The following is a 23,188-nucleotide window of genomic DNA, read 5'->3' as shown; positions in this document are numbered from 1 at the left end:
GTCTGGATTCTCAAATTTTGAAATCGAGTTATGATATGAGTACAAGAGTATTGATGTTTGGTTGGGAGTTTCCTCCTCATATTTCGGGAGGATTGGGAACTGCCTCTTTCGGTTTAACGAAAGGATTGGCCGAATACGGGGTCGAAATAATGTTTGTGATGCCGAAAGCCGGGGGTGATGAGGATCAAAGTGCCGTGAGAATTATTAATGCGAGTGATGTTGAGGTCGTGAATACGTGTTCCGATCTGGAAGAGTATTGGAAGAATATTCATTTTATGGAGATCGATTCCAATCTGGTTCCTTATCTCGATCCGGAGGCATTTGAAAGAAGTGTTCATCAAACGTTGAAGGTCGGGGAAAAAGAGGAGAAAATATCTTTTCGAAATAAATTTCAGTTTTCCGGCAAATATGGAGCTAATTTGATGGAAGAGGTGGCCCGTTACGCGATGGTTGCCGGGACGGTTGCCGCCAAAGAGCAGTTCGATGTGATCCATGCCCATGATTGGTTGACCTATACCGCCGGGATCGTGGCCAAAAAGATATCGGGCAAGCCTTTGGTGATCCATGTACATGCGACGGAATTTGACCGTAGCGGTGAACGGGTGAACCAGCAGGTGTACGATATTGAACGCAAGGGTATGGAGGAAGCTGACCGGGTGATTACCGTGAGCAATCTGACCCGGAATATAGTCATTAATCGGTACGGGATAAATCCGGAGAAGGTGGTGACCGTTCATAATGCGGTAGATTTTCAGTCTCGTGAAGAGGTCGAGGTGGAACGCGGCGTGAAAGAGAAAATCGTTACTTTTTTAGGCCGGATCACCTACCAAAAAGGACCGGAATATTTTATAGAGGCGGCTTATAAAGTTTTGCAACGTTATCCGAACGTACGTTTCGTTATGGCCGGAAGCGGGGATATGTTGAATCGTTCGATTCGCCGGGTGGCACAATTGAAGATGGCTACTCATTTCCATTTCACCGGCTTCCTGTATGGTGAGGAGGTTCCGAAGATGTTTGCTTATAGTGATGTATACGTGATGCCTTCCGTATCTGAACCGTTCGGTATTACGCCGTTGGAGGCGATGCGTTCCGGAGTGCCGACCATCATATCCAAACAATCGGGTGTGGCAGAGGTATTAAAACATTCGATAAAGGTGGATTATTGGGATGTGGATGCTATGGCCGATGCCATATACGGCCTGCTGGCTTATCCGGCATTGTCCGTGTTAGCAGGCCGTGAGGGATTGGATGAAGTAAATCAATTGAAATGGAGAAATGCGGCTTTAAAAATTAAATTCATTTATGAAGAGCTTGTTAATGAGTTTAACGCGGGACGTTGAGGACGGAAAGGGATGAAAAAAGGTTGTAAGTAAATAAAAATAAATAAAATATAAGGTTATGAGAAAGACATTATGTTTCTATTTCCAGATACATCAGCCGGTTCGGCTAAGAAAATACCGTTTCTTTGATATTGGGAAACGCAGTGATTATTTTGATAATTATATCAATCGTTCCACGATACGCCGAGTCTCGGAGAATTGTTATTTACCGATGAATGCGTTGATGTTAGAGTTGATCCAACGTTACGGGGGTAATTTTAAAATAAGCTTTTCTATTTCGGGTTCTGCTATGGAGCAATTCGAATTACATGCTCCGGAGGTGATCGAGAGTTTTAAGCAATTGGCGGCGACGGGATGCGTTGAATTTCTGGCGGAAACTTACGCCCATTCCTTGGCCTCGTTGTCCTCTACCGATGAATTCGAAGCCCAGGTGAAACAGCATGCACGCAAGGTAAAAGAGTTGTTCGGACAACGTCCGGTAACCTTGCGTAACTCCTCTTTGATCTATTCGGATCAGATTGGCGAGCGAGTGGCGGCAATGGGGTATGAAGCCATGTTGACGGATGGGGCAAAACACGTGTTGGGATGGAAGAGTCCGAATTTTCTATATACCAATTCGATCAATCCCAAATTAAAATTGTTATTGAAAAACTCCAGGTTGAGTGATGATATTACCATGCGTTTTTCGGATCGGAGCTGGAGCGAATGGCCTCTGACAGCGGAAAAGTATGCCGGTTGGTTAAAAGAGAGTGTCCGGGAGAGTGAAATCGTCAATTTGTTTATGAATTATGAAACTTTTGGAGAGTATCAATCACAAGAGAGCGGTATTTTTGATTTTATGCGGCATTTACCTGAGGCTGTGTTTGCTTCGACTGATTTTGAATTCTTGACTCCTAAAGAGGTTGTTAAGAAACATCAGCCGGTAGCTCCTTTGCATGTACCTTTCCCGATATCCTGGGCAGATGAAGAACGGGATATCACCGGATGGTTGGGTAATGAGTTGCAGGCCGAGGCTTTTGAAGAGTTGTATAAGATTCAGAAGAGAGTGAAGCGTATCAATGATCCCGTATTGAATGAGGATTATAAACGTCTGCAAGCAAGCGATCATTTTTATTATATGGGGACCAAGCTTTTTTCCGATGGAGATTTCCGTCGTCATAGTTCGCCATACGAATCGCCTTATGAAGCCTTTGTTAATTATATGAATGTATTGAGTGATTTTATCATAAGGGTTGATGATTTGGAAAAAAAGAGTAATATTGTATCGAAGAGAGAAATAATGCAGGAGGGTAAAACACCTCCCGAAAAGAAGGTTGCAAGATCTACCAAGCCTAAAGAGAAAACGTATGTCGTTTCTGCGGAAAAAGCTGGAAAGGAGGTAAAAGCTGGAAAGGAGTTAGAAGATAAGGGGAAAAAAGTAGAGAAGAAAACGAAGAATACGGTAACTAAAAAGAAAAAATAATCTTAAATAACCAAAAGCTACGATGTATGGGTTAGCGGTGTAATAATGCCGATCTGTATTTGTAATTTAAAACTAAAACATGAACAATATAAAATTGAAAAATCCCGCCTATTTGTTTGAGGTGAGTTGGGAGGTGTGTAATAAAGTTGGTGGTATACACACTGTTATTTCCACGAAAGCCTTAAGTATGGCCCGAGAGTTCAAAAATAATCATATCCTGATAGGGCCGGATGTATGGAGGTACAATGAACCGAATCCGGAGTTTACGGAGGATCCGCATTTGTTTAAATCGTGGAGGGCCAAAGTATCTCGTGAAGGGTTGCGAATAAAAGTCGGACGTTGGAATATCGCGGGAAATCCGGTGGTGATATTAGTTGATTTTACCACATTCATTGCCCAAAAAGATCAGATATTGACCTCTTTTTGGGAAAAATTCCGATTGGACTCCTTGACCGGACAGTGGGATTATATCGAACCTGTTCTGTTCGGTTACACGGCAGGAAAAGTCATAGAGAGTTTTGTACGCTACAATGCCTCTTCCCGCCAACATGTCATTGCTCAATTTCACGAGTGGATGACGGGTAGCGGTCTTCTTTATCTGAAAGATGTTCTCCCGCAGGTAGGATGCGTTTTTACTACTCATGCCACCGTGTTGGGACGGAGTATTGCGGGAAACGGTTTGCCTCTATACGATCACATACAACAGTATAATCCGGCTGAGGTCGCTCATCGTTTTCAGGTGGAAGCAAAACAGTCAATGGAGAGCAAGGCGGCCGAATTTGCGGATTGTTTTACAACGGTGAGTGAGATCACGGCTGTCGAGTGTGCCCATTTCCTCGGGAAAAAGGTGGATATGATTACCCCGAACGGATTTGAGAATAGTTTTACTCCTCCGGATGACATTTACTTAGAGAAGAGAGAAGCCGGAAGAAAGAAGTTATTGAAGGTAGCACAGGCATTAGCCGGAAGGGCCATTTCTGAGGATGCTTTTATCGTTGGAATTAGCGGGCGTTACGAATTTAAAAATAAAGGTATCGATGTATTTATCGAGGCTCTGGGACAACTGAATCGGGATCGGGAGAATACGAAAGAGATTGTAGCTTTTATTTTAGTACCGGCCGGACATCAAGGGGTGAATACGGAGTTAATAAATAATCTGGAGAAGCCTTATCAGGCTGTAGAGGTTGTACATCCTTATGTAACCCATATATTGACGGACCCGGAGCATGATCCGATATTGTTGAAGTTTGCCGAGGAACAACTGTTGAACCGGGAAGAGAATCGAGTAAAGGTGTTTTTCAGTCCCAGTTATTTGAACGGGAGCGATGGGGTATTCGACGTGCCTTATTATGATTTGTTAGTGGGTATGGATTTGACAGTGTTTCCATCCTATTACGAGCCTTGGGGGTATACTCCTTTAGAGAGTCTGGCGTTTAAGGTTCCTTCGATTACTACCACTTTAGCCGGCTTCGGGTTATGGGTGGAAACTCATTATTCCAAGGAGCATCCCGGAATAGATGTTATTTCTCGGGATGATCGAAACAACGAGGCCGTGGTGCATGAGATTGCAGATAAAATGAAATATATAGCTGCGTTGGCTCCGGATAAATACCTTAAGTACCAAGAGAATGCAAAAGAGGTGTCCCGGATTGCTTTATGGGAGCATCTGATTACTTATTACCATAAAGCCTACGAAATTGCTTTACAGAAGGTAGCTTTGAGAATCGAAGATATGCCGGTGAACGAGGCGGAAGAGGTAGCGTTTATCGACAAACAGATGATTAACACTACCCCGACCTGGGTGAGCGTGATTATTCACAGGTCTATTCCGGAGCGCTTGTGTGCTTTGGAACAGTTGGCCAATAACTTATGGTGGTGTTGGAATGAGGAGGCCGTGGATCTGTTTAAGAGTGTAGATCCGTTACAGTGGATGCTGACACGCCATAACCCGATCGCCCTTTTGGATAAGATCTCTTTGAATCGTTACAAAGAGCTGGAAAAGGACGGAGAGTTCGTGCAGCGTTTGGAGAGTGTTTATGCTAAATTTAAGGATTATATGGAGGGGAAAAAGAAGATGAACGATCCCTCTATCGCTTATTTTAGCATGGAATACGGGTTGCATGCTTCTTTGAAGATCTATTCCGGTGGACTCGGGGTATTGGCAGGAGACTATTTAAAGGAGGCAAGTGATAAACAAACCCGGATTACCGGTGTCGGTTTGTTATACCGGTACGGTTATTTTACACAAAAATTCTCGGCAGCAGGGAATCAGGAAGCGGAATACGAAGCGCAAGATTTTATGAAAATTCCGGTTAATCCCGTACGGGATAAAGAGGGGAATTGGTTGACGGTAAGCCTGGCTTTTCCGGGACGTAATGTATCGGCCCGGATTTGGCGGGTTGATGTGGGGAGAGTGGAGCTTTATTTGTTGGATACCGACTTCGAGGATAACCAGGAAGGTGATCGTTGTATTACACATTATTTATATGGCGGAGATTGGGAAAACCGTTTGAAGCAGGAGTTGTTATTGGGGTTGGGAGGTATTCAGGCTTTGCGTAAGTTGAATATTTCTGCTGATGTATACCATTGTAACGAGGGGCATGCTGCTTTTACCGGGTTGGAACGGTTGAGGGAGTACGTGGAGAATGAGAACCTTGCTTTCTCCGAGGCGATGGAGGTCGTTCGCGCATCATCGCTGTTTACGACGCATACGCCCGTGCCGGCAGGACACGATGCTTTCACGGAGAATTTGTTGAGGGGGTATCTTTCCTATTTTCCCGACCGGTTGAAAATAACTTGGGAACAGTTGTTGGCTTTAGGAAGAATCAATGCGGGAGATCCGAACGAAAAATTCTCCATGAGCTTTTTGGCGGCTAATTTGTCACAGGAAGTGAATGGGGTCAGTTGGTTGCACGGGAAGGTAACCAGGGAAATATTTAAAGGTTTGTGGCCGGGATATATGCCTGAAGAGCTGCATATCAGTTATGTGACGAATGGAGTCCATTACCCTACTTGGACAGCTCCCGAATGGAAAGCGATTCATCAGAAGGTTTTCGGGGAGAAGTTTAAAACCCATCATTACGACCGCTCCTGCTTTGAAGGGATATATCAGGTGGATAACGAACGGATCATGGGAGTACGGGGAGTATTGAGGAGCCGGTTGATACGTCATATTAAACGTCGTTTAGCCGATGGAGGAGATACGGCCTATTTTACCCCGAAAGAGTTGGTAGAGATTAAAGATAAGCTGCGGGATGATATTTTGACTATCGGTTTTGCCCGGCGTTTTGCCACTTACAAACGAGCCCATCTTCTGTTTAGCAATTTGGATCGTTTGAACGAGATTGTCAATAATCCGGATCGTCCGGTGCAGTTCATATTTGCCGGGAAAGCCCATCCGGCAGATCAGGCGGGGCAGGATTTGATCAAGCGAATCGTGGAGGTTTCCAAGTATCCGCAATTTTTAGGGAAGATCGTCTTTTTGCCTAATTACGATATGGATTTGGCCCGCCGGATGGTGCAGGGGGTGGACGTGTGGATGAATACCCCCACCCGCCCGCAGGAAGCTTCGGGTACGAGCGGGGAAAAAGCGGCTATGAACGGGGTTATGCATTTCAGCGTGTTGGACGGTTGGTGGGTGGAAGGTTATCAGAAAGGAGCAGGCTGGGCTTTACCCATGGAACGTACCTATGAGAATCAAGAGTTCCAGAATCAACTGGATGCAGAATTGATCTATAATATCATTGAGACTGAGATCGCTCCGGTTTTCTATGCCAAAGAAGAAAACGGCATATCGTCGGCCTGGGTAGAGTATATTAAGAATACGATAGCCAAGGTCGCTTCCAACTTTACTTCGAATCGAATGTTGACGGATTACGAGGAGAAATTTTACTTGCCGATGTCCCGTCGGTATCATAAATTGATAGCCGATAATGATGCTTTAGCTATAGAGATTGCGGAATGGAAGAAAAAAGTCGGACGCGAATGGGAGAATGTAACTGTTGATTCGCTGACTCTTCCGGATAAGTCGAAACAGATCATCTCTTTAGGTAAGTCGTACGTGGGGAAAGTTCTTTTGGATATAGGAGATCTTTCGATCGACGATGTGGGAGTCGAGTTGATCGTTACGGAACAGGTAAACGGAAAAATGGTCGTTCGTTCTACCTATGATTTTGCCCCGATTTCTTTTGAAAACGGCAAGGCCCTCTATTCGGTAGAGATCACTCCGGATGATCCGGGGCTGTTTACGTTAGGTCTACGTATTTATCCGAAGAATCCTTTGCTACCGCACAGGCAAGACTTTGCTTTAGTGAAATGGTTGTAGCACGTAATAAAAAAGCAGCTTTAATAAGCTGCTTTTTTATTTGGCTCGGTAGTTGTTGTCTTTTAGAATGGTGAGTATTTTTTCTTTGAGCTCACCCTGAATAATGATTTCGCCGTCCTTCACGGAGCCGCCGACCCCGCATTTGTTTTTAAGTAATTTGGCTAATTCTTTTAGATCGTTTTCCGTGCCGATAAAACCCTGCACGAGCGTGACGATTTTACCTTTGCGTTGTTTGGAATCGAGAGATACCCTGAGATTCTGTTTTTCCGGAGCCAGCGTTTCTGCTTCTGTTTCTTCGTCGTATTCGTATTGAAAATTGGGATCAGTAGAGTATACCACGTTTATTTTTTCCTTTTTTTCTTTCTTGTTGTTCATAGCGGATAATCGATTTATATTTATTGCAAATATAGTATTTTGATGTTGAAATGTTATATATGAAGGAGAGAAGGAGGTTACGGGTGTTTTTTGTTGATATTTTTTATTATCTTCACACCCTTCGAATGTGTGATATAATATTAGGAGAGTAACGAATATGAATAAGATACTGAGTAAAACCTATTTTTCGGAGCGGGTGGTGAAATTGGAAGTGGAGGCCCCTTTGATCGCCAAGGCGAGAAAACCCGGTAATTTTGTCATCGTGCGGGTGGGGGAGAAGGGAGAGCGAATGCCTTTGACGATAGCGGATGCCGATTTAAAACGGGGGAGTATTACATTAGTGGTGCAGGTGATGGGAGTTTCTTCCCGGAAATTATGTGCCTTGGAGGTAGGGGATTATATCACGGATTTAGTAGGACCATTGGGAAAACCGACTCACATAGAAAAAGTAGGAACGGTTTTGGCTTGCGGGGGCGGTGTCGGTGTCGCACCTTTGTTGCCTATTGTCAAAGGATTTAAGGAGGCCGGTAATCGGGTCCTATCGGTGATCGCCGGAAGGACGAAGGATTTGGTTATTTTGGAAGATGAGATACGGGCTTTGTCGGACGAAATGATTATTATGACGGATGACGGTTCTTACGGAAAGAAGGGATTGATTACGGAGGGAATGGAGGAGATTATAAAACGGGAGAAGATCGATTTGGCTGTGACTATCGGTCCGGCAATCATGATGAAGTTTTGTGAGAAATTGACACGGGAATATGACGTTCCCACGATAGCCAGCTTAAATGCTATCATGGTGGACGGTACTGGTATGTGTGGAGCTTGCCGGGTTACAGTGGGAGGAAAAACCCGGTTTACCTGTGTCGACGGACCGGAATTTGATGCGCATCAGATTGACTTTGACGAGATGTTGTCCCGCTTAAACGGGTATAAAGATACCGAGAGTGAAAAATTGCATGAATTTGAAAAATAAGAATATGAGTGGGGTAAGTGATCGGAATGCTGCCTGGAGACAGCAGTTACGTCGAGATATACCGGGTAAGGAACGGACATCCATAGAACGGGTTCGTATGCCGGAAGTAGATCCCGTGGAGAGGATTAAGAGCCAAAGGATAGAGGTGAATAAAGGGTTAACGCCGGAAATGGCCGTTCTGGAAGCGAAACGTTGTATGGATTGTATAAATCCCACGTGTATGGAAGGTTGTCCGGTGAAGATTGATATTCCCGGTTTCGTGAAGAATATCGAAAGGGGGGAGTTTTTACAAGCGGCCGTAATATTGAAGAATACGAGTGCTTTGCCGGCGGTTTGCGGCCGGGTATGCCCTCAGGAGAAACAGTGTGAATCCAAGTGTTTTTATATTCAAAAGTTAGATAAGCAACCGGTAGCTATCGGTTATTTAGAGCGGTTTGCGGCGGATTACGAGCGGGAATCCGGTCGTGTATCCGTTCCTGAGGTGGCTCCGGCTAACGGTATAAAAATGGCGGTGATCGGTTCCGGGCCGTCCGGGCTCTCGTGTGCCGGGGATTTGGCTAAAAAGGGATATGATGTGACCGTTTTTGAGGCTTTGCACGAGATCGGAGGGGTGCTGAAATATGGAATTCCCGAGTTCCGTTTGCCTAATCGGGTAGTGGATGCGGAGATTGACAGCCTGAAAAAGATGGGGGTGAAATTCGTTACCAATTTTATCGTGGGTATGACGGATTCGATGGAAGATTTGAAGTCGGAAGGTTTTAAAGGATTTTATGTAGCTTCGGGAGCGGGGTTGCCCCGTTTCATGAATATACCGGGAGAAAATTACAATGGCATACTCTCTTCCAACGAGTATTTGACCCGGGTGAATTTGATGGGTGCCGATAGTGAAGAGTCGGATACTCCCGTGTATCACGGAAAACGGGTGGTCGTAGTCGGCGGAGGAAATACCGCGATGGATTCTGTCCGGACGGCAAAACGTCTGGGTGCCGAACGGGCTACGATTGTTTATCGTAGAAGCGAGGAGGAGATGCCTGCCCGGATCGAAGAGGTGAAGCATGCCAAGGAAGAGGGATGCGAGTTTATGACCTTGACCAATCCGGTTGAATATATTGCCGATGAGAATCGCCGGGTTAAACAAGTAAAAGTACAGAAAATGGCTTTAGGAGAACCGGATGCCAGCGGACGTCGTAGTCCGGTGCCTGTTCCCGGTTCCGAATATTTGATAGATGCCGACGTGGTGGTCGTGGCCGTGGGAGTCTCTCCTAATCCGATAATTCCTCGTTCCGTGGAGGGACTGAATATCTCTTCCAAGGGAACGATTATCGTGGATGAAAAGACCATGGAGTCTAATATTCCTGGACTTTTCGCGGGCGGAGATATCGTACGCGGAGGAGCTACGGTTATTTTAGCAATGGGGGACGGACGCAGGGCTGCGGAGTATATGTCGGAACGATTGACAACGGAAAGAATTTAGGGATTAGGTGATTTAGGGATTTAACGATTCAATGATTGGTCGATTGAATCAACATCCGTTAATTGTAAATTGAGCTCCGAATTTTCTAATCTTTAATCACCTAATCTTTTAATCACCTAATCTTTTAATCTTTTAATCTCTTAATCTTTTCCCTCGATCCTTATCGTCTTGGCTTGGGTGATGCGGATTAGGTCGGAGGGGGAGATTTTGATTTGCAAGCCGCGAATTCCGGCGCTGATATAGATGTAATCGAAATGAAGACAAGAGGAGTGAATGTAGGTGGGAAATTCTTTTTTCATGCCAATAGGGGAACAACCTCCCCGGATATAGCCCGTTGTCGAGAGTAATTCCTTCACGGGAATAAGATCGGCTTTTTTATTTCCGGACACTTTGGCAGCTATTTTCAAGTCGACTTCTCGATCGCCTGGAATAACGCATACGAAAAAGCCGGTTTTATCTCCTTTCAGCACGAGGGTTTTAAAGACCTGCCCGATATTTTCCCCTAATTGTTCGGCAACGTGAACGGCAGCCAGGTTATTGTCGTCGACTTCGTAAGGAACAAGCTCGTAATCGATTTTTGCTTTGTCGAGTAGACGGGCTGCATTCGTTTTGTTTACTTTAGCCTTCATGATCTTTTTTTTCATTACAAAGATAGTGTATTGTGAGGAAAAACGGATGGGATTAGCGTTTCGGAAACGAGGAGCGGTTTAACTTTCTATTTTAATATTTATTATCTTAAAATATATTGTATTTGGTCTGTTTTTTGTATTTTATTTTTCCGTGTAGTGTAAAAATAAACTTGTGATGAGAGTAGGTGTAATGTTAATGGTCGCTTTGTTTGTATATGGTTGCGATCTGATAGAGTACCATCCTTATGATGTCCGATTGGGTGGGGAGAGGGGAATAAACGAGAAGAATATTGCCCGTATCGAGGAGGCTTGCAAAGGGAAAGATACAATCCGTTTCGTGTTGATGGGAGATAGTCAGCGTTGGTATGACGAGACTGAAAAGTTTGTCTCCCACTTGAATACCCGTGATGATGTGGATTTTGTTATTCATGGCGGGGATATTTCCGATTTTGGTTTAACCAAGGAGTTCGAGTGGGTGCGGGATATTATGTCGAAGTTGAAAGTGCCCTATGTTGCTTTGCTCGGTAATCATGATGTGTTGGGAAACGGGGTGGAGGTGTACAAGAAAATATACGGAGATATGAATTTTTCGTTTATTGCGGGTGATACGAAATTTATCTGCATGAACACTTGTGCCTTGGAATTTGATTATTCCCATCCGATCCCTGATTTTTCATTTATTTATAAAGAGTTGCAGGATAGTGTTTCCGGTTTTAAGCGCACGATCCCCGTGATGCATGTCCGACCGGGGGATGTTGAATTCAATAATAACGTGTCTCAGGTATTTCATGAGTTGTTGAGGCGTTTTCCCCGGATGGAATTTTGTTTGCATGCACACAATCATACTTTGATGGCGGAAGATCTGTTTGAAGACGGAGTCATGTATTACGGTTGCAGTTGTATGAAAGATAAAAATTATTTGTTGTTTACTTTAACCCCGAAAGGATATGGTTATGAAGTGGTCTATTATTAAATGGGGAGTCGGGTTATTTCTTTTTGTCACTTCACCTCTTTGTGCACAGCAGGATGCCGACAGCATTCGGATAAAAGAACGGGAAGCTCATCGTTTGGCCAGGCAAGAACGTTTACGGGCACGCTACGAGCGAAAATTGATGAATTACCAGACGACCTGGCAAAAATTGATTCCTAAATATCAAAAGCTGCAATTTGCCGGTTCCATAGGTTTGATTTCGTTAGGAATGGGATGGGATTACGGTAAAAAAGACCAATGGGAAACCGATTTCCTGATCGGATTCATACCCCGTTTTTCTTCCAATGAGGCAAAGATTACTCTTACATTAAAACAAAATTATATTCCCTGGACCAATGTTTATTTAGCCAAACGTTGGTCGTTCGATCCCTTGACGACGGGTATTTACGTGAATACGGTATTGGACGATGCTTTTTGGGTAAAGGAACCGGATCGTTATCCGAGTAACTATTATAAGTTTTCCACGCGGATTCGTTTCCATGCTTTTATCGGACAACGGCTTACTTTCGGGTTAGACCGGAGTGCCCCCTTTAAAAAAATGACGGTCTTTTACGAATTCAGTACCTGCGATTTATATTTTATCAGTGCTGTCGGAAACAGGTATATCGGTTTAGGAGATATTTTAAGTCTTTCTTTCGGGATCAAGTTACAAATTTTGTAGATTTGTAAAAGAATCAACACGAGACTGATGAGAAACTTCTTAATCGTTTGCATAGTATGTTTTATAGGGGGAGTCGGAACGGTTTCGGCTCAGCATGATACGGGGGCATGGAACGGAATGTTGCTTCTTCCGGGCGGGGTTTTAAAGCTCGTGTTGCATATCGAGAGAAACGAAGGCGGATATACCGCCTCTTTGGATAGCCCCGCTCAGGGGGCCCTCGGTATCCCTGTCGATACCGTTTGTTGGAGAGATGAACAATTGCGTTTCGTCATTCGGAAATTGGGTGTTGAATACACGGGAAAATTGAATGAAAAGGGGGAGATCGAAGGAACTTTTAAGCAGATGGGATACACCTCTTTTTTGCTTTTTGTCCCGGGAGACGGAAATGTACGCTATCAGGAACCCCGGGGACCCTATCCTTACCGGGTCGAGGAGGTGTTTTTCGAGAATAAAAGAGATTCCGTCAGATTAGGCGGAACCTTGACTTTGCCGGAAGGAAAGAAGAGCTTCCCTACGGTTGTGTTGATTAGCGGTAGCGGCCCGCAGAATAGAAATGAAGAGATGATGGGACATAAACCTTTTTGGGTTTTGGCCGATTATTTGACGCGACAAGGTATCGGCGTGTTGCGGGTGGATGATCGGGGGGTGGAAGCTTCCGAGGGAGATTTTAATTCCTCCTCTTTATGGGATTTTGCTTCGGATGCGGAAGCGGCGGTCAATTTTTTAAGGAGAGAAAAAAAGATCCGGCGAATCGGATTGATCGGTCATAGTGAAGGGGGATGTGTGGCTTCTGTTGCGGCAAGCAGAAACAAGCGTGTTGGTTTTATCGTTTTATTGGCAGGACCAGGTATTCGGGGGGATCGGCTTGTTTTATTGCAAAAGGAGTTGATCGGGAAAGCTTACGGAACGGATCCGAAGTTAGCAGAAAAAATCGGCGATTTGGACCGGACGATCTTTGATCGGATTATTGCTTCGGACGATCCTGAAAAAGAAAGAGACTCTATTACGGCTCTCGTTTCCCGTTTCGCACACGAACATCTTTTTTTGAAACCCGGAAATATGAGCGTCGAGAGATGGATTCAGGTGCAGGTGGACGGCTGTCTGGTGCCCTCGTATACGGCTTTGCTCAGGTATGATCCTTATCCGATACTGAAAAAGGTGAAGTGTCCGGTATTGGCGTTGAATGGAGAAAGAGATTTGCAGGTTCCTGCCGATGTGAACTTAGAGGCTATACGAAAAGCTTTGATGGAAGGGAAAAACAAACGGTTCGAAATAAAAAAATTACCCGGGTTAAATCATTTGTTTCAAGAATGTATAACGGGGACTCCCGGGGAATATGGAATCATAGAGCAAACTTTTTCTCCTGTGGCGTTGAAAGAGATCGGCGAATGGATATTGGATTTACACGGTAAAAAATGACGGAATAACAGTGCTTCCCATGAAAAGAGTCTGGTTGTCTTTTTTATTTTTCCTGTTGTTGTGCAGTACTGCGGACGCACAACGGAAAAAAGTCGGACTCGTGTTGAGCGGGGGAGGAGCCAAAGGTGTGGCTCATATCGGAGTATTGCAGGTATTGGAAAAGGCGGGGATACCTGTCGATATAATCGTGGGAACCAGTATGGGATCCATTGTTGGCGGGTTATATGCCATCGGTTATCGTGCGGATGTTCTCGACAGTTTGGTACGCCGTCAGAATTGGGAATTTTTATTGAGCGATAAGGTTTACCGCTATGACCTCTCTTTTTCCGAAAAAGAGCAGGATGAAAAGTACTTATTGTCCATACCTTTTGATAGAAGCAGAAAGCAGGGAAGATCTTTGGGATTTGTAAGCGGCCAGAATATTTATAATCTGTTTCAGGATTTGACGATCGGCTATCATGACTCCTTGGATTTTATGAAATTGCCTATTCCGTTTACCTGTATCGCGGCGGATATGATAACCCGGAAGGAGATCCGGCTCGATCGGGGCAACCTGGCGTTGGCGATGCGTGCCAGCATGGCCATTCCGGGAGCTTTTACGCCGGTTCGAATGGAGGATATGGTGTTGGTTGACGGGGGGGTATTGAATAATTTTCCGGTGGATGTGGCTAAGGCGTTGGGTGCGGAAGTGATTATCGGGGTGGATGTACAGGCCGATTTGTTGGGTGCGGATGAATTGAAATCCGTTTCCCAGGTGATACCCCAGATTATTAATTTGCTTTGTATGAATAAATACGAGGCAAACCTCAAACAGACGGATCTATTGATACGTCCTAATGTAAAGGGTTACACTGCGGCCAGTTTCAGTACGAAAGCGATCGATTCGTTATTGGCCCGGGGAAAAATCGCCGCTTTGTCGAAATGGGACGAATTGATGGCTTTCAAGGAGAAAATCGGAATCAAACCGGAAAAGGTGGAATCGAAAGTCGGGAAGAGTCGTTTTGTGTCTCCCGGGTATTTTAGGATACGGGATATCCGGGTTTTAGGAGTCTCCCCGAAAGATGAAAAATGGGTAAGGAGAAAATTGTATGTCCGAGAAAATAGTGAAATTTCTTTACGGGATTTGCACCGGACCATCGCCGTTTTGTACGGTACGAAAGCATTCAGTGCCGTTAATTACCGTTTGGTCGGGGATCCTCCCTATGATTTGGAACTGACCCTGAAAGAGCATCCGGTGAGTCGCGTAAACATAGGTTTTCGGTTTGACTCCGAGGAGATGGCGGCAATCCTCTTAAATACGACGTGGACGAATAGGGCTTTACGCGGTTCTCGATTTTCCGTAACGGGACGTTTGAGTGCCAATCCTTACGTGCGTTTGGAGTATACGTTGGAAAATACTTTTTTGCGCCGGTTCAATTTGGCCTATATGTTTCGTTTTAGCGACGTTAACGTGTATAAAGAAGGGCATAAGGATTACAATATGACGTTCCGTTATCATATGGGAGAGTTCGGGCTTTCCAATTTTTATTTCCGGAACTTCCAGTTTCAGGTAGGTTTGCGTTACGAATATTTCGATTACAATTCCTTTCTCTATTCTGCTGGGGGGGAGGTGATGGACGTGCGGCCGGAGGGCTTTTTCAGTTATTGCGGGTCGGCTCGTTTGGAGACCTACGACCGGCGTTACTATCCGACCCGGGGGGTCTCTTTCAGGGCCGATTATTCCCTGTATACCGATAATATGATTACCTATAAGGAGCATTCTCCTTTTTCTGTATTGGAGTCTCGTTTGGAGGGAGTGATACCGTTAACGAACCGTTTGAAGATATTGCCTTCTGTTTCGGGGCGGGTTTTGATCGGTCGCAGCCCGGCATATTCTTATCTGAATTGCATGGGAGGAGTGCATCCCGGCCGTTATCTGCCCCAACAGATAGCTTTTTTAGGGATCAATCATATGGAGATGGCCGAGCACTCGCTTATCGTGTGGCGGCTTCGATTGCGACAACGGATGGGAGGTCGGCATTATGCCTCGCTGATCGGTAATTATGCCCAACAAGACGACCGCTTTTTCGATATGTGGGGCCGACGGGGTATTTGGGGCGGAGGCGTTTCTTATTCGCGGGATTCCCGCTTGGGACCGATAGATATAGTGTTCAGCCTTTCCGACCGGGATAAAAAATTAAAATTCTATTTTGATCTGGGTTTTTACTTCTAACTGCTTTTCTGTTTGAATTACCTGATAAAAATGTATACGGATTGACATTTTTGAGTGATATTGTATCAATATAATATTGTTATTTTTTTATTATTATTCTTTATTTGATTATTTATATTTAATTTTGTGCTAATCGTAGATTGGGATATTTTGCAAGTATTCCAATAATCTACGCATAAAATATTCACGTCATCAAATTTAAACTATTATGAAAACCTTGTATTATTTTGTTGTTTTACTTTTGATGGCTATATTTTATAGTTGTAGTAAAACTGAAGAAATGAATGTTGATGAGTTACTTACGGAAAGTAATGTATCTCAAGAAAACATGGATAAACAAATTATTGCTTCGTTAGGACTTGATACGTAGACAATTCGTGATATGGGAAGTTATTATATTGTCGAAGAAGATATTGCTTTTGATAAGGACTCTCTTTTTTGTTATCAGCCTAAAGCTCGTCAGGCTCGTCATACAACCTTGATTCAGGTTCCGTATGAGAATTTTATATCGCTTAGTACTTGTAATATGCCGACATCCGGTCCGGATAATTGGCTCGATGCTTAATCGGAGGCCATACGAGTGTTCGTATTATATATATAAGCGGAGGACCTTCTAATGTCGTGGTTCGAATGGATCATTTACCTTCTGGTACAGCTGCTGCATCAAATCTACCAAGAAATGGGGCTCCGGGAGAGATGATAAGAATAAACTATTGGAATCGTTATGGGAGAGAACTTAGTCATGAGAAAAAAGTATTTGTTTTAGTTCATGCAATTGGACATATTATAGGTCTTAAACATACGAATTATTTAAGTTTAGGTGAAACGGGAATCCTTATTCCGGGGACTCCTCAAACCGATAGTTATTCTGTCATGAACGGAGGAACAGCTGGTATACCTTGGGAGAGGTTTAGTGAGTATGATATAATTGCTGTTCGGAGAATTTATCCGCAATGGTAATAAATAGAAACTGTGAATAAATAAAAGTATTTTGACGTGAATATTTTTTATGACGCTTAAAAGCTTGGATAAAACGGCTTATATAGATAATTAAGTACTTATATATTTATTGTAAAAAATGAAAAAACAACTATTTTGTGGTATAATGATGATTCTAATGGTCTCTTTTACGAGTTGCGATAAAGACGAGTTTGGTTGGAAGAGATATAAAAAGGGTCATATCGGTATTACGGATGTTCAAATGCCTGACTTATCGACTGCTTTTCCTGCCAATAGCTTGGTGATGATCCGGGCTAAGGGTTTTACGGTAAAAGACGAAATCGTTTTGGAGTCGGTGGCTTATTCCCGTTCGGAGACGATTGGACTTAGTACGGCTTCTAATATAAAACCGTTGGAATGTACGGAGGATTATATCACTTTTTTTGTTCCCCGGTATAGGGCAGGGAGATTCCGGGTTATTGTTAGCCGGAATAAGGTGGGACAGGATATAGTAGAGTTGAATATCGGTAAAGAGGATTGTGGTTTATATGCCTGGGGACGAGAGCGGGGTGGATATGAGGGATATGGAATTAGAAAGATGGGCAGCTTTCCTTGGTGTATGTTTGATCCCCGGTGTTTGTTGCCTGAAATACTCCCTTTGAAAAGTTTGATCAAGATTTCCGGGGTTAAGCCCGTGTTCGGCCTGTTAAAGGATCAGGATAAGATTACAGTAGTCTCTTTTGATCCGGAGATGTATGACTCGTTGAAGATGGTAGGATACAAGGAGTTAACGGGCGTGCGTGATTTGATCTCCTGGGGTAAAATCGGGAATGATCTCTGTGTTTTGCGCGCAGACAAGGAGGCTAAAGAGCGAACGGTATTGCAATTGTTAAAAATAGATCATGAAACCGGCGATCAGACGGAGGTCGGGACTTGGGTGAAAGGAGAGAATCTACAACCGTTCGTGGGAAAAGAGAATACGTTTGTATATGATCCCGTGAGCGAAAATCTTATTTTTATTACCGGAATTTCCCCGAACTCGGAAGACAGTTCGGAAAAGGAGTGCATGATCTCCCTGAATACCAAATCGGGTAGTATGAAAGAGAGAATATTAGATGGAAAACGAAATGAGCTATTCCGTATGAATAAAGAGATTGGTTTATTAAGGGTTCACGAGAAGGATGGGGAAGATAGAACTTATATAGGAATTTTAAATCCGGCAACTTTAGAGATAAAGCAAGAAATGACGGAATTGCGAGGGCTTTGGCATTCTCCCGTTTATCGAAAATGTTCCGAACTTTTTTATGTCGTTTCCGATTTTAAAGAGATAGGAAGCAATAGCAATTTATTAGGCGTGTATAACCCGGAGCGACAAACTTTCCACTCTTTTATTTTCGGGCTCTATTTTTACGGGGAGGGTATTGTTCAAATAAATTAATATTTATTGCGATCGTTATATCGGGAAGATAAATCCCCTTTAATCTCTTCCGAAGAATAAAGGGGATCCGTATATGGAGGAAAATTAGAATCTGCTGAATGTGTCGATGTATTCGTAAACACTGCTGATGAGGCCTAATAAAAGAATACCCGCACTGCAAATCACTAAACTTAACCGGGTGTAATTATCGGAACGGAAAGCCGTCACGGCTTCTTCGTTTTTGTTGATAAACATGGCTTTTACGATTCTCAGGTAGTAGTAAAGCGAGACGATCGTGTTCAGCAGGGCGATGAAAACCAAAACGTAGTATCCCTCTTTGGCGGCAGCGGCAAAAATAAAAAATTTGCTGAAGAATCCGGCAAAAGGAGGAATCCCTGCCAAGGAAAACAGGGCGATCATCATAACGATACTTAATTTGGGATTTGTCGAGTATAAGCCGTTATATTCGTCGATATTCAATTTTCCGGAACGGGTTTCGACGATGGCGATAACCCCGAACGCGGCTAAGTTCGAAAGCGTGTAGATCAGAATATAATATACCAATCCGGTCATGCCTATGGCCGATCCGCTGATTACCCCCAGCATGATATATCCGGCCTGGGAGATGGAGGAGTAGGCGAAGAATCGTTTTATATTCTGTTGGCGCAGGGCGAAGAGGTTGGCTAAGGTGATCGTGGCGATAATCACGCCATAAAGGATGGCTTGCCACTCGTGGATCAGGTTTCCGAATACTTTACATAAAACGGTCATCAACACGAAAGCGGCCGATCCTTTGGATATAACGGAAAGATAGGCGGTTACGTTAGTCGGGGCTCCCTCGTAAACGTCGGGCGTCCACTGGTGGTAGGGAACTAAGGATAGTTTGAATCCTAAACCCGTAAAGAAGAATACAAAGGCCATGATTTGGATCGGGCTGCCGTTGATACCCGCGGGAATATCTTCGAAATAGAGGGTTCCCACCGTACCGTATATCAACGATATGCCGTAAAGAGCCAGCCCGGAAGCAAAGACGGCCGAAAGAATGTATTTGGCTCCGGCTTCCGCTGAAAGATGCTGGTATTTATTGTAAGCGGCCAAAGTGGCCATCGGGATGGATACGGTTTCCATGCCGATAAAGAACATCAGGAAGTTTCCGGCAGAGATCATAAAATACATGCCTAACAATGTCGAGAGGGTGATCATGTAAAATTCGCCCCTTCGAATGACGGTCTCTTCGCTTTTCAGCCAATTGTTTGCCTGCATGAAAATAAGCAGTGTACCTATATTCAGAATTGTTTTTACGATTCCTCCCATCGGTTCGTAATGGTACATGCCCCCGAATGCGGAAACAGCTTCGCCGGGAAACAGATTCAACAGGGTATGTATTCCCATCAGGATACAGGCTGTCGGCTGAAAATATTTCAGGCTTTTGGGAGAACCGAATATATCGTATAGCAAAAGGATGACTATCAGGGCGACTAAGGATAGTTCTTCTTTTAATGGCATTAGATTCGTGTAATACATTTTATTTTGAGGTTTAATGATTACTAATAGTTCAACACGTTAACGACCGGCAATAAACTTTCGCGGATCATGTCGGATATCCACAAGGGAGCCAGACCGATACCGGCTATCGCCAGTATCAATACGATGACGGACAGGCGTTCGTACCAGTTGGCATCCGTGAGGGCCAGATGGTGGTCGTTAACGACTTGTCCGTACAGAAGTTTGCCGACAACCCGAAGGATATAGACCGCCGTAATGACGATTGAGGTACAGGCGATGATCGTGAAGACCCGATGGAAGGTATCCGTGTGTTGGAACGCCCCGACAAATACCGTCATCTCGGCCACGAATCCGCTTAATCCCGGTAAACCTAAAGAGGCTAAACCGGCAATAACGTAACAGCAGCCCAAGAAGGGAATAATTTTCATCAATCCGCCCATTTCCCGGATATCCCGCGTGTGCGTGCGTCCGTATATCATGCCGATGAGGGCGAAAAAGAGAGCCGTCATCAAACCGTGGGAGAGCATCTGGAGTACAGCTCCGGTCATGGCAGTCTGGTTCAGCATCAGAATGGCGAACAATACTAATCCGCAATGGCTTACGGAAGAGTAGGCATTGATGTATTTCAAATCGGTTTGTACGATGGCCGAATAGGCTCCGTATACCACACTGATACCCGTCAGGATGATAAATATCCAGGATAGTTCCTTGGCGGCTTCGGGCATCAGGTAGATGGCTACCCGGAAGCAACCGTAGCCTCCTAACTTCATCAATACTCCCGCGTGTAGCATGGAGACGGCCGTCGGGGCGGATGCGTGTCCGTCGGGAGACCAGGTATGAAACGGAAACAAGGCCCCCAAAACACCGAAACCGACGAATGTCAAGGGGAAGAACCAATGTTGGGCTTCTACCGGGATATGGGTTCGGGCGATCTGGAGCAGGTTCATGGTCAACTGTCCCCCGTCGGTTGCCGAATGGAAATAGATACCCAAGATTCCTACCAATAATAAGGCCGAGCCTCCCATCAGCATGAGGGTTAATTTCATGGCCGCGTACTCTTTCTTTCCGCTACCCCATACCCCGATCAACAGATACATGGGAATCAGGGCGATCTCGTAAAACATAAACATGGTGAACAGATCTACGGAGATAAAGAAACCGAATACGCCGACGGCGAGCAAACAGAACCACATGAAGTATTCTTTTTGCAGGAACTCCATTTTCCAGGAGGCAAATATTCCCGTGAAAACAATGACGGAAGAGAGCAGTAACATGGCGACGGAGATTCCGTCGACCCCTACGGAGTAGTGAATGTTAAGCGGAGCGTACCATACGCAATCTGCCGTAAAAAGCATTTCCGCCGTGTTTCCGGCGTTTCGTTCTCCGATGTAGGCGAATACCGATCCGATGGCCAAAGCCAGCAATAGAGATCCTCCCGCGGCAACAACGGCTCGTATCTGTTTCAGGTTCGCTGAAAAGAGCAATCCGCACATCATCAGGATCGGAATAAGAACGAATAAGGATAAAAAATTCATATCTTTTGTATTTTAGATTACACGAATAAAACCAAAAAGGCGATGAATAAGGTACCCAACAGGATAATATAAGCATACTGTTGTATTTGTCCGGATTGGAATCCCCGGATCGCGTATGCGGTTCGTTGGGACAATTGAGCTATACCGTTCATCGTTCCGTCGATGATGTGGCGGTCGAACCAGGCGATCGGACGGGATATTCCGTTGAATATGATCCGTTTGGTAATAAACAGATAAAACTCATCGATATAGAACCGTTTGGATGCTGCCTTGTATAAGGTAGGGAAAGTATTGGCCATTTGAGCCGGGACGGAGCTCTCTTTTTTATACAGGCGGGTTGCGATAGCGATCGCTATACAAGCGATAAGTACGCTACTGGCGGCTACGACCCAATCCAAATGAATCGCGTATTCGGCTCCGTTACTGCTGACAAATTTCCCGAAGGGAATAAAACCGGCAAACAGGGTGACTATGGCCAGAAATACCAACGGTAAGGTCATGGACCGAGGAGCTTCGTGGGGCGTGTGTTCGTGCGGACTCTCTTTTCCCCAGAAAATATTGTAATACAGCCGGAACATATAGAATGCGGTTAAAGCGGCGATAAAACTCATGACACCTCCCAATATAGGACTGAAATTGAAGGTTGCGGCTAATATTTCGTCTTTACTGAAAAAACCGGAGAAAGGGGGAATCCCCGAAATGGCAAGACAAGCGACCAAAAAGGTAATATGCGTAACCGGAAGATACTTTCTCAATCCTCCCATATGGCTCATCTCGTTGCTGTGTACGGCATGAATGATGGCTCCTGCGCCGAGGAACAACAAGGCTTTAAACATGGCATGAGTGAAGAGGTGGAACATGGAGGCCATGTAGCCCAATCCGGCATGTCCCTCCATGCCGGAGACACCTAAAGCTACCATCATGAACCCGATTTGGGAGATGGTAGAGAAGGCCAATACCCGTTTGATATCGGTTTGTACGCATGCGACGACAGCCGCGTATAAAGAGGTAAAAGCCCCCACGATAGCGATGACGACTAAAACGTCGGGCGCCTCCAAGTAATAGACGGGAAATAATCGGGCTACCAGATATACTCCTGCCACGACCATGGTGGCGGCGTGAATCAACGCGGAAACCGGAGTCGGACCTTCCATGGCGTCCGGTAACCAGATATGTAAAGGAAACATGGCCGATTTTCCTGCTCCCCCGATAAAGATAAGGGCCAATGCCCAGCTGATAACAGAGCAGCCCATAAATGTCATTCCGGATGCGTCGGTAAACAGGGATCGGTCGCCGGAAGTCAGCAATTCGAAACTGAATGTCTTTGTGAAATAGGATAATAGCAGGATTCCGATCAAAAAACCGAGGTCGGCAAACCGGGTGACGATAAATGCTTTTTTAGAGGCGGATACAGCTTCCGGTTTGGTATAATAGAAACCGATCAGCAGGTAGGAGGAGACCCCGACTAACTCCCAGAATATATACATCTGGAAAATGTTGGTTGCCACGACTAACCCTAACATGGAAAAGCTGAATAGGGAGAGAAAAGCGTAATAACGCTGAAATCCCCGTTCTCCTTTCATGTATCCGAGACTGTATATATGCACCATCAGCGAGACCGTGGTAATGACCACCAGCATCATGACCGAGATCGGGTCTAATAAAAGCCCTAAATCGATATGCAAACGATCCGTGAATTGAAGCCACGTGAAATTCACGGGGATTAATTTTTCATATATGCCGTTTACCTGTGCCGTTGAGAAATATTGTCCTGCCGCGATATAGGCTAAGATGGCCGAGAGGGCGAGAGAGGCGGTTCCTATGCAACCGGCTGTCAGCGGTTTAAGCTTCGTTCCCAGTAACCCGATGGCCAAGAAGGTAAATAGCGGCAGGATCAGAATGAGTAAAACGTATTCCATGATTTATAA

General features: G+C 44.7%; 18 protein-coding genes. 13 read left to right on the top strand and 5 right to left on the bottom strand.

Features of this window, described 5'->3' with window-relative positions:
- Positions 1-35: 35 nt before the first annotated feature.
- The 3 genes from PGR74_RS12440 to glgP all read left to right on the top strand — a co-directional run bounded on the left by PGR74_RS12440 (position 36) and on the right by glgP (position 7,126).
- Entirely contained in the window at positions 36-1,340 is a 1,305-nt protein-coding gene (locus PGR74_RS12440) for a glycosyltransferase family 4 protein (protein ID WP_041504573.1), read from the top strand.
- 58 nt (positions 1,341-1,398) lie between these two features.
- The gene (locus tag PGR74_RS12435; protein ID WP_041504572.1) at positions 1,399-2,802 is read left to right on the top strand and encodes a glycoside hydrolase family 57 protein; all 1,404 of its coding nucleotides are present in this window, start codon (positions 1,399-1,401) and stop codon (positions 2,800-2,802) included.
- Positions 2,803-2,881: 79 nt separating this feature from the next.
- Complete coding sequence (gene glgP, locus PGR74_RS12430) at positions 2,882-7,126, top strand: alpha-glucan family phosphorylase (protein WP_041504571.1); 4,245 nt, start codon at positions 2,882-2,884, stop codon at positions 7,124-7,126.
- Positions 7,127-7,162: 36 nt separating this feature from the next.
- Here glgP and PGR74_RS12425 read toward each other — a convergent pair whose 3' ends face one another.
- Positions 7,163-7,501, bottom strand: coding sequence for a translation initiation factor (locus PGR74_RS12425; protein WP_041504567.1), 339 nt, complete (start codon positions 7,499-7,501; stop codon positions 7,163-7,165).
- 157 nt (positions 7,502-7,658) lie between these two features.
- Between PGR74_RS12425 and PGR74_RS12420 the strand changes: the two genes are divergently transcribed.
- Positions 7,659-8,477, top strand: coding sequence for a sulfide/dihydroorotate dehydrogenase-like FAD/NAD-binding protein (locus tag PGR74_RS12420; protein ID WP_270517283.1), 819 nt, complete (start codon positions 7,659-7,661; stop codon positions 8,475-8,477).
- Between the two features lie 4 nt (positions 8,478-8,481).
- Positions 8,482-9,951, top strand: coding sequence for an NADPH-dependent glutamate synthase (gltA, locus tag PGR74_RS12415; protein ID WP_270517282.1), 1,470 nt, complete (start codon positions 8,482-8,484; stop codon positions 9,949-9,951).
- A gap of 140 nt (positions 9,952-10,091) precedes the next feature.
- Here gltA and ybaK read toward each other — a convergent pair whose 3' ends face one another.
- Positions 10,092-10,580, bottom strand: a complete 489-nt coding sequence (gene ybaK, locus PGR74_RS12410) for a Cys-tRNA(Pro) deacylase (protein WP_041504565.1) — start codon at positions 10,578-10,580, stop codon at positions 10,092-10,094.
- Positions 10,581-10,755: 175 nt separating this feature from the next.
- On the opposite strand from ybaK, the gene PGR74_RS12405 reads away from it, so the two are divergent.
- The 8 genes from PGR74_RS12405 (at position 10,756) to PGR74_RS12370 (ending at position 18,240) form a co-directional block, all read left to right on the top strand.
- Positions 10,756-11,553: a metallophosphoesterase family protein gene (locus PGR74_RS12405; RefSeq protein ID WP_041504564.1), complete on the top strand. Its 798-nt coding sequence runs from the start codon at positions 10,756-10,758 to the stop codon at positions 11,551-11,553.
- The gene (locus tag PGR74_RS12400) at positions 11,534-12,232 is read left to right on the top strand and encodes a hypothetical protein (protein WP_041505608.1); all 699 of its coding nucleotides are present in this window, start codon (positions 11,534-11,536) and stop codon (positions 12,230-12,232) included. Before PGR74_RS12405 ends, PGR74_RS12400 begins: the two co-directional genes overlap by 20 nt.
- A gap of 27 nt (positions 12,233-12,259) precedes the next feature.
- A complete protein-coding gene (locus PGR74_RS12395; RefSeq protein WP_270517281.1) occupies positions 12,260-13,651 on the top strand; it encodes an alpha/beta hydrolase family protein in 1,392 nt (463 codons plus the stop codon).
- Positions 13,652-13,670: 19 nt separating this feature from the next.
- Positions 13,671-15,863, top strand: coding sequence for a patatin-like phospholipase family protein (locus tag PGR74_RS12390; RefSeq protein WP_041504562.1), 2,193 nt, complete (start codon positions 13,671-13,673; stop codon positions 15,861-15,863).
- A 208-nt stretch (positions 15,864-16,071) separates the two neighbouring features.
- Positions 16,072-16,233 (top strand): hypothetical protein, encoded by a 162-nt coding sequence (locus PGR74_RS12385; RefSeq protein WP_160289163.1) that lies wholly within the window; start codon positions 16,072-16,074, stop codon positions 16,231-16,233.
- Positions 16,234-16,245: 12 nt separating this feature from the next.
- Entirely contained in the window at positions 16,246-16,428 is a 183-nt protein-coding gene (locus PGR74_RS12380) for a hypothetical protein (protein ID WP_041504561.1), read from the top strand.
- A 65-nt stretch (positions 16,429-16,493) separates the two neighbouring features.
- Entirely contained in the window at positions 16,494-16,823 is a 330-nt protein-coding gene (locus PGR74_RS12375; protein ID WP_052634890.1) for a M57 family metalloprotease, read from the top strand.
- Between the two features lie 118 nt (positions 16,824-16,941).
- Complete coding sequence (locus PGR74_RS12370) at positions 16,942-18,240, top strand: hypothetical protein (RefSeq protein ID WP_270517280.1); 1,299 nt, start codon at positions 16,942-16,944, stop codon at positions 18,238-18,240.
- 84 nt (positions 18,241-18,324) lie between these two features.
- On the opposite strand, the gene PGR74_RS12365 is transcribed toward PGR74_RS12370, so the two are convergent.
- From PGR74_RS12365 to nuoL, 3 genes are read right to left on the bottom strand one after another with little or no spacing between them, the layout of a single operon-like run.
- Positions 18,325-19,743 (bottom strand): NADH-quinone oxidoreductase subunit N, encoded by a 1,419-nt coding sequence (locus PGR74_RS12365; protein ID WP_270517279.1) that lies wholly within the window; start codon positions 19,741-19,743, stop codon positions 18,325-18,327.
- A gap of 23 nt (positions 19,744-19,766) precedes the next feature.
- Positions 19,767-21,260 carry a complex I subunit 4 family protein gene (locus PGR74_RS12360; protein WP_041504558.1) on the bottom strand — a complete coding sequence of 498 codons (1,494 nt, stop codon included), beginning with the start codon at positions 21,258-21,260 and terminating at the stop codon, positions 19,767-19,769.
- A gap of 17 nt (positions 21,261-21,277) precedes the next feature.
- On the bottom strand, positions 21,278-23,179 hold the full coding sequence (gene nuoL / locus PGR74_RS12355; RefSeq protein WP_041504557.1) for an NADH-quinone oxidoreductase subunit L: 1,902 nt from the start codon (positions 23,177-23,179) through the stop codon (positions 21,278-21,280).
- Positions 23,180-23,188 lie beyond the last annotated feature (9 nt).

The sequence above is a fragment of the Sanguibacteroides sp. AM78-02pH3A genome (genome assembly GCF_027666085.1).
GTDB lineage: Bacteria > Bacteroidota > Bacteroidia > Bacteroidales > Marinifilaceae > Gabonibacter > Gabonibacter massiliensis.
The sequence above is the reverse complement of the archived record's forward strand: the minus strand, read 5'-3'. Positions and strand labels throughout refer to the sequence as shown.

What these genes read in the sequence shown, in the direction of transcription:
- PGR74_RS12440 (WP_041504573.1), top strand. Translation starts at nt 36, where the DNA reads ATGAGTACAAGAGTATTGATGTTTGGTTGGGAGTTTCCTCCTCATATT.
- gltA (WP_270517282.1), top strand. Translation starts at nt 8,482, where the DNA reads ATGAGTGGGGTAAGTGATCGGAATGCTGCCTGGAGACAGCAGTTACGT.
- PGR74_RS12425 (WP_041504567.1), bottom strand. Translation starts at nt 7,501, where the DNA reads ATGAACAACAAGAAAGAAAAAAAGGAAAAAATAAACGTGGTATACTCT.
- PGR74_RS12365 (WP_270517279.1), bottom strand. Translation starts at nt 19,743, where the DNA reads ATGTATTACACGAATCTAATGCCATTAAAAGAAGAACTATCCTTAGTC.
- PGR74_RS12435 (WP_041504572.1), top strand. Translation starts at nt 1,399, where the DNA reads ATGAGAAAGACATTATGTTTCTATTTCCAGATACATCAGCCGGTTCGG.
- PGR74_RS12370 (WP_270517280.1), top strand. Translation starts at nt 16,942, where the DNA reads ATGAAAAAACAACTATTTTGTGGTATAATGATGATTCTAATGGTCTCT.
- PGR74_RS12360 (WP_041504558.1), bottom strand. Translation starts at nt 21,260, where the DNA reads ATGAATTTTTTATCCTTATTCGTTCTTATTCCGATCCTGATGATGTGC.
- nuoL (WP_041504557.1), bottom strand. Translation starts at nt 23,179, where the DNA reads ATGGAATACGTTTTACTCATTCTGATCCTGCCGCTATTTACCTTCTTG.
- ybaK (WP_041504565.1), bottom strand. Translation starts at nt 10,580, where the DNA reads ATGAAGGCTAAAGTAAACAAAACGAATGCAGCCCGTCTACTCGACAAA.
- PGR74_RS12380 (WP_041504561.1), top strand. Translation starts at nt 16,246, where the DNA reads ATGGGAAGTTATTATATTGTCGAAGAAGATATTGCTTTTGATAAGGAC.
- PGR74_RS12405 (WP_041504564.1), top strand. Translation starts at nt 10,756, where the DNA reads ATGAGAGTAGGTGTAATGTTAATGGTCGCTTTGTTTGTATATGGTTGC.
- PGR74_RS12390 (WP_041504562.1), top strand. Translation starts at nt 13,671, where the DNA reads ATGAAAAGAGTCTGGTTGTCTTTTTTATTTTTCCTGTTGTTGTGCAGT.
- PGR74_RS12420 (WP_270517283.1), top strand. Translation starts at nt 7,659, where the DNA reads ATGAATAAGATACTGAGTAAAACCTATTTTTCGGAGCGGGTGGTGAAA.
- PGR74_RS12395 (WP_270517281.1), top strand. Translation starts at nt 12,260, where the DNA reads ATGAGAAACTTCTTAATCGTTTGCATAGTATGTTTTATAGGGGGAGTC.
- PGR74_RS12385 (WP_160289163.1), top strand. Translation starts at nt 16,072, where the DNA reads ATGAAAACCTTGTATTATTTTGTTGTTTTACTTTTGATGGCTATATTT.
- PGR74_RS12400 (WP_041505608.1), top strand. Translation starts at nt 11,534, where the DNA reads ATGAAGTGGTCTATTATTAAATGGGGAGTCGGGTTATTTCTTTTTGTC.
- PGR74_RS12375 (WP_052634890.1), top strand. Translation starts at nt 16,494, where the DNA reads ATGGATCATTTACCTTCTGGTACAGCTGCTGCATCAAATCTACCAAGA.
- glgP (WP_041504571.1), top strand. Translation starts at nt 2,882, where the DNA reads ATGAACAATATAAAATTGAAAAATCCCGCCTATTTGTTTGAGGTGAGT.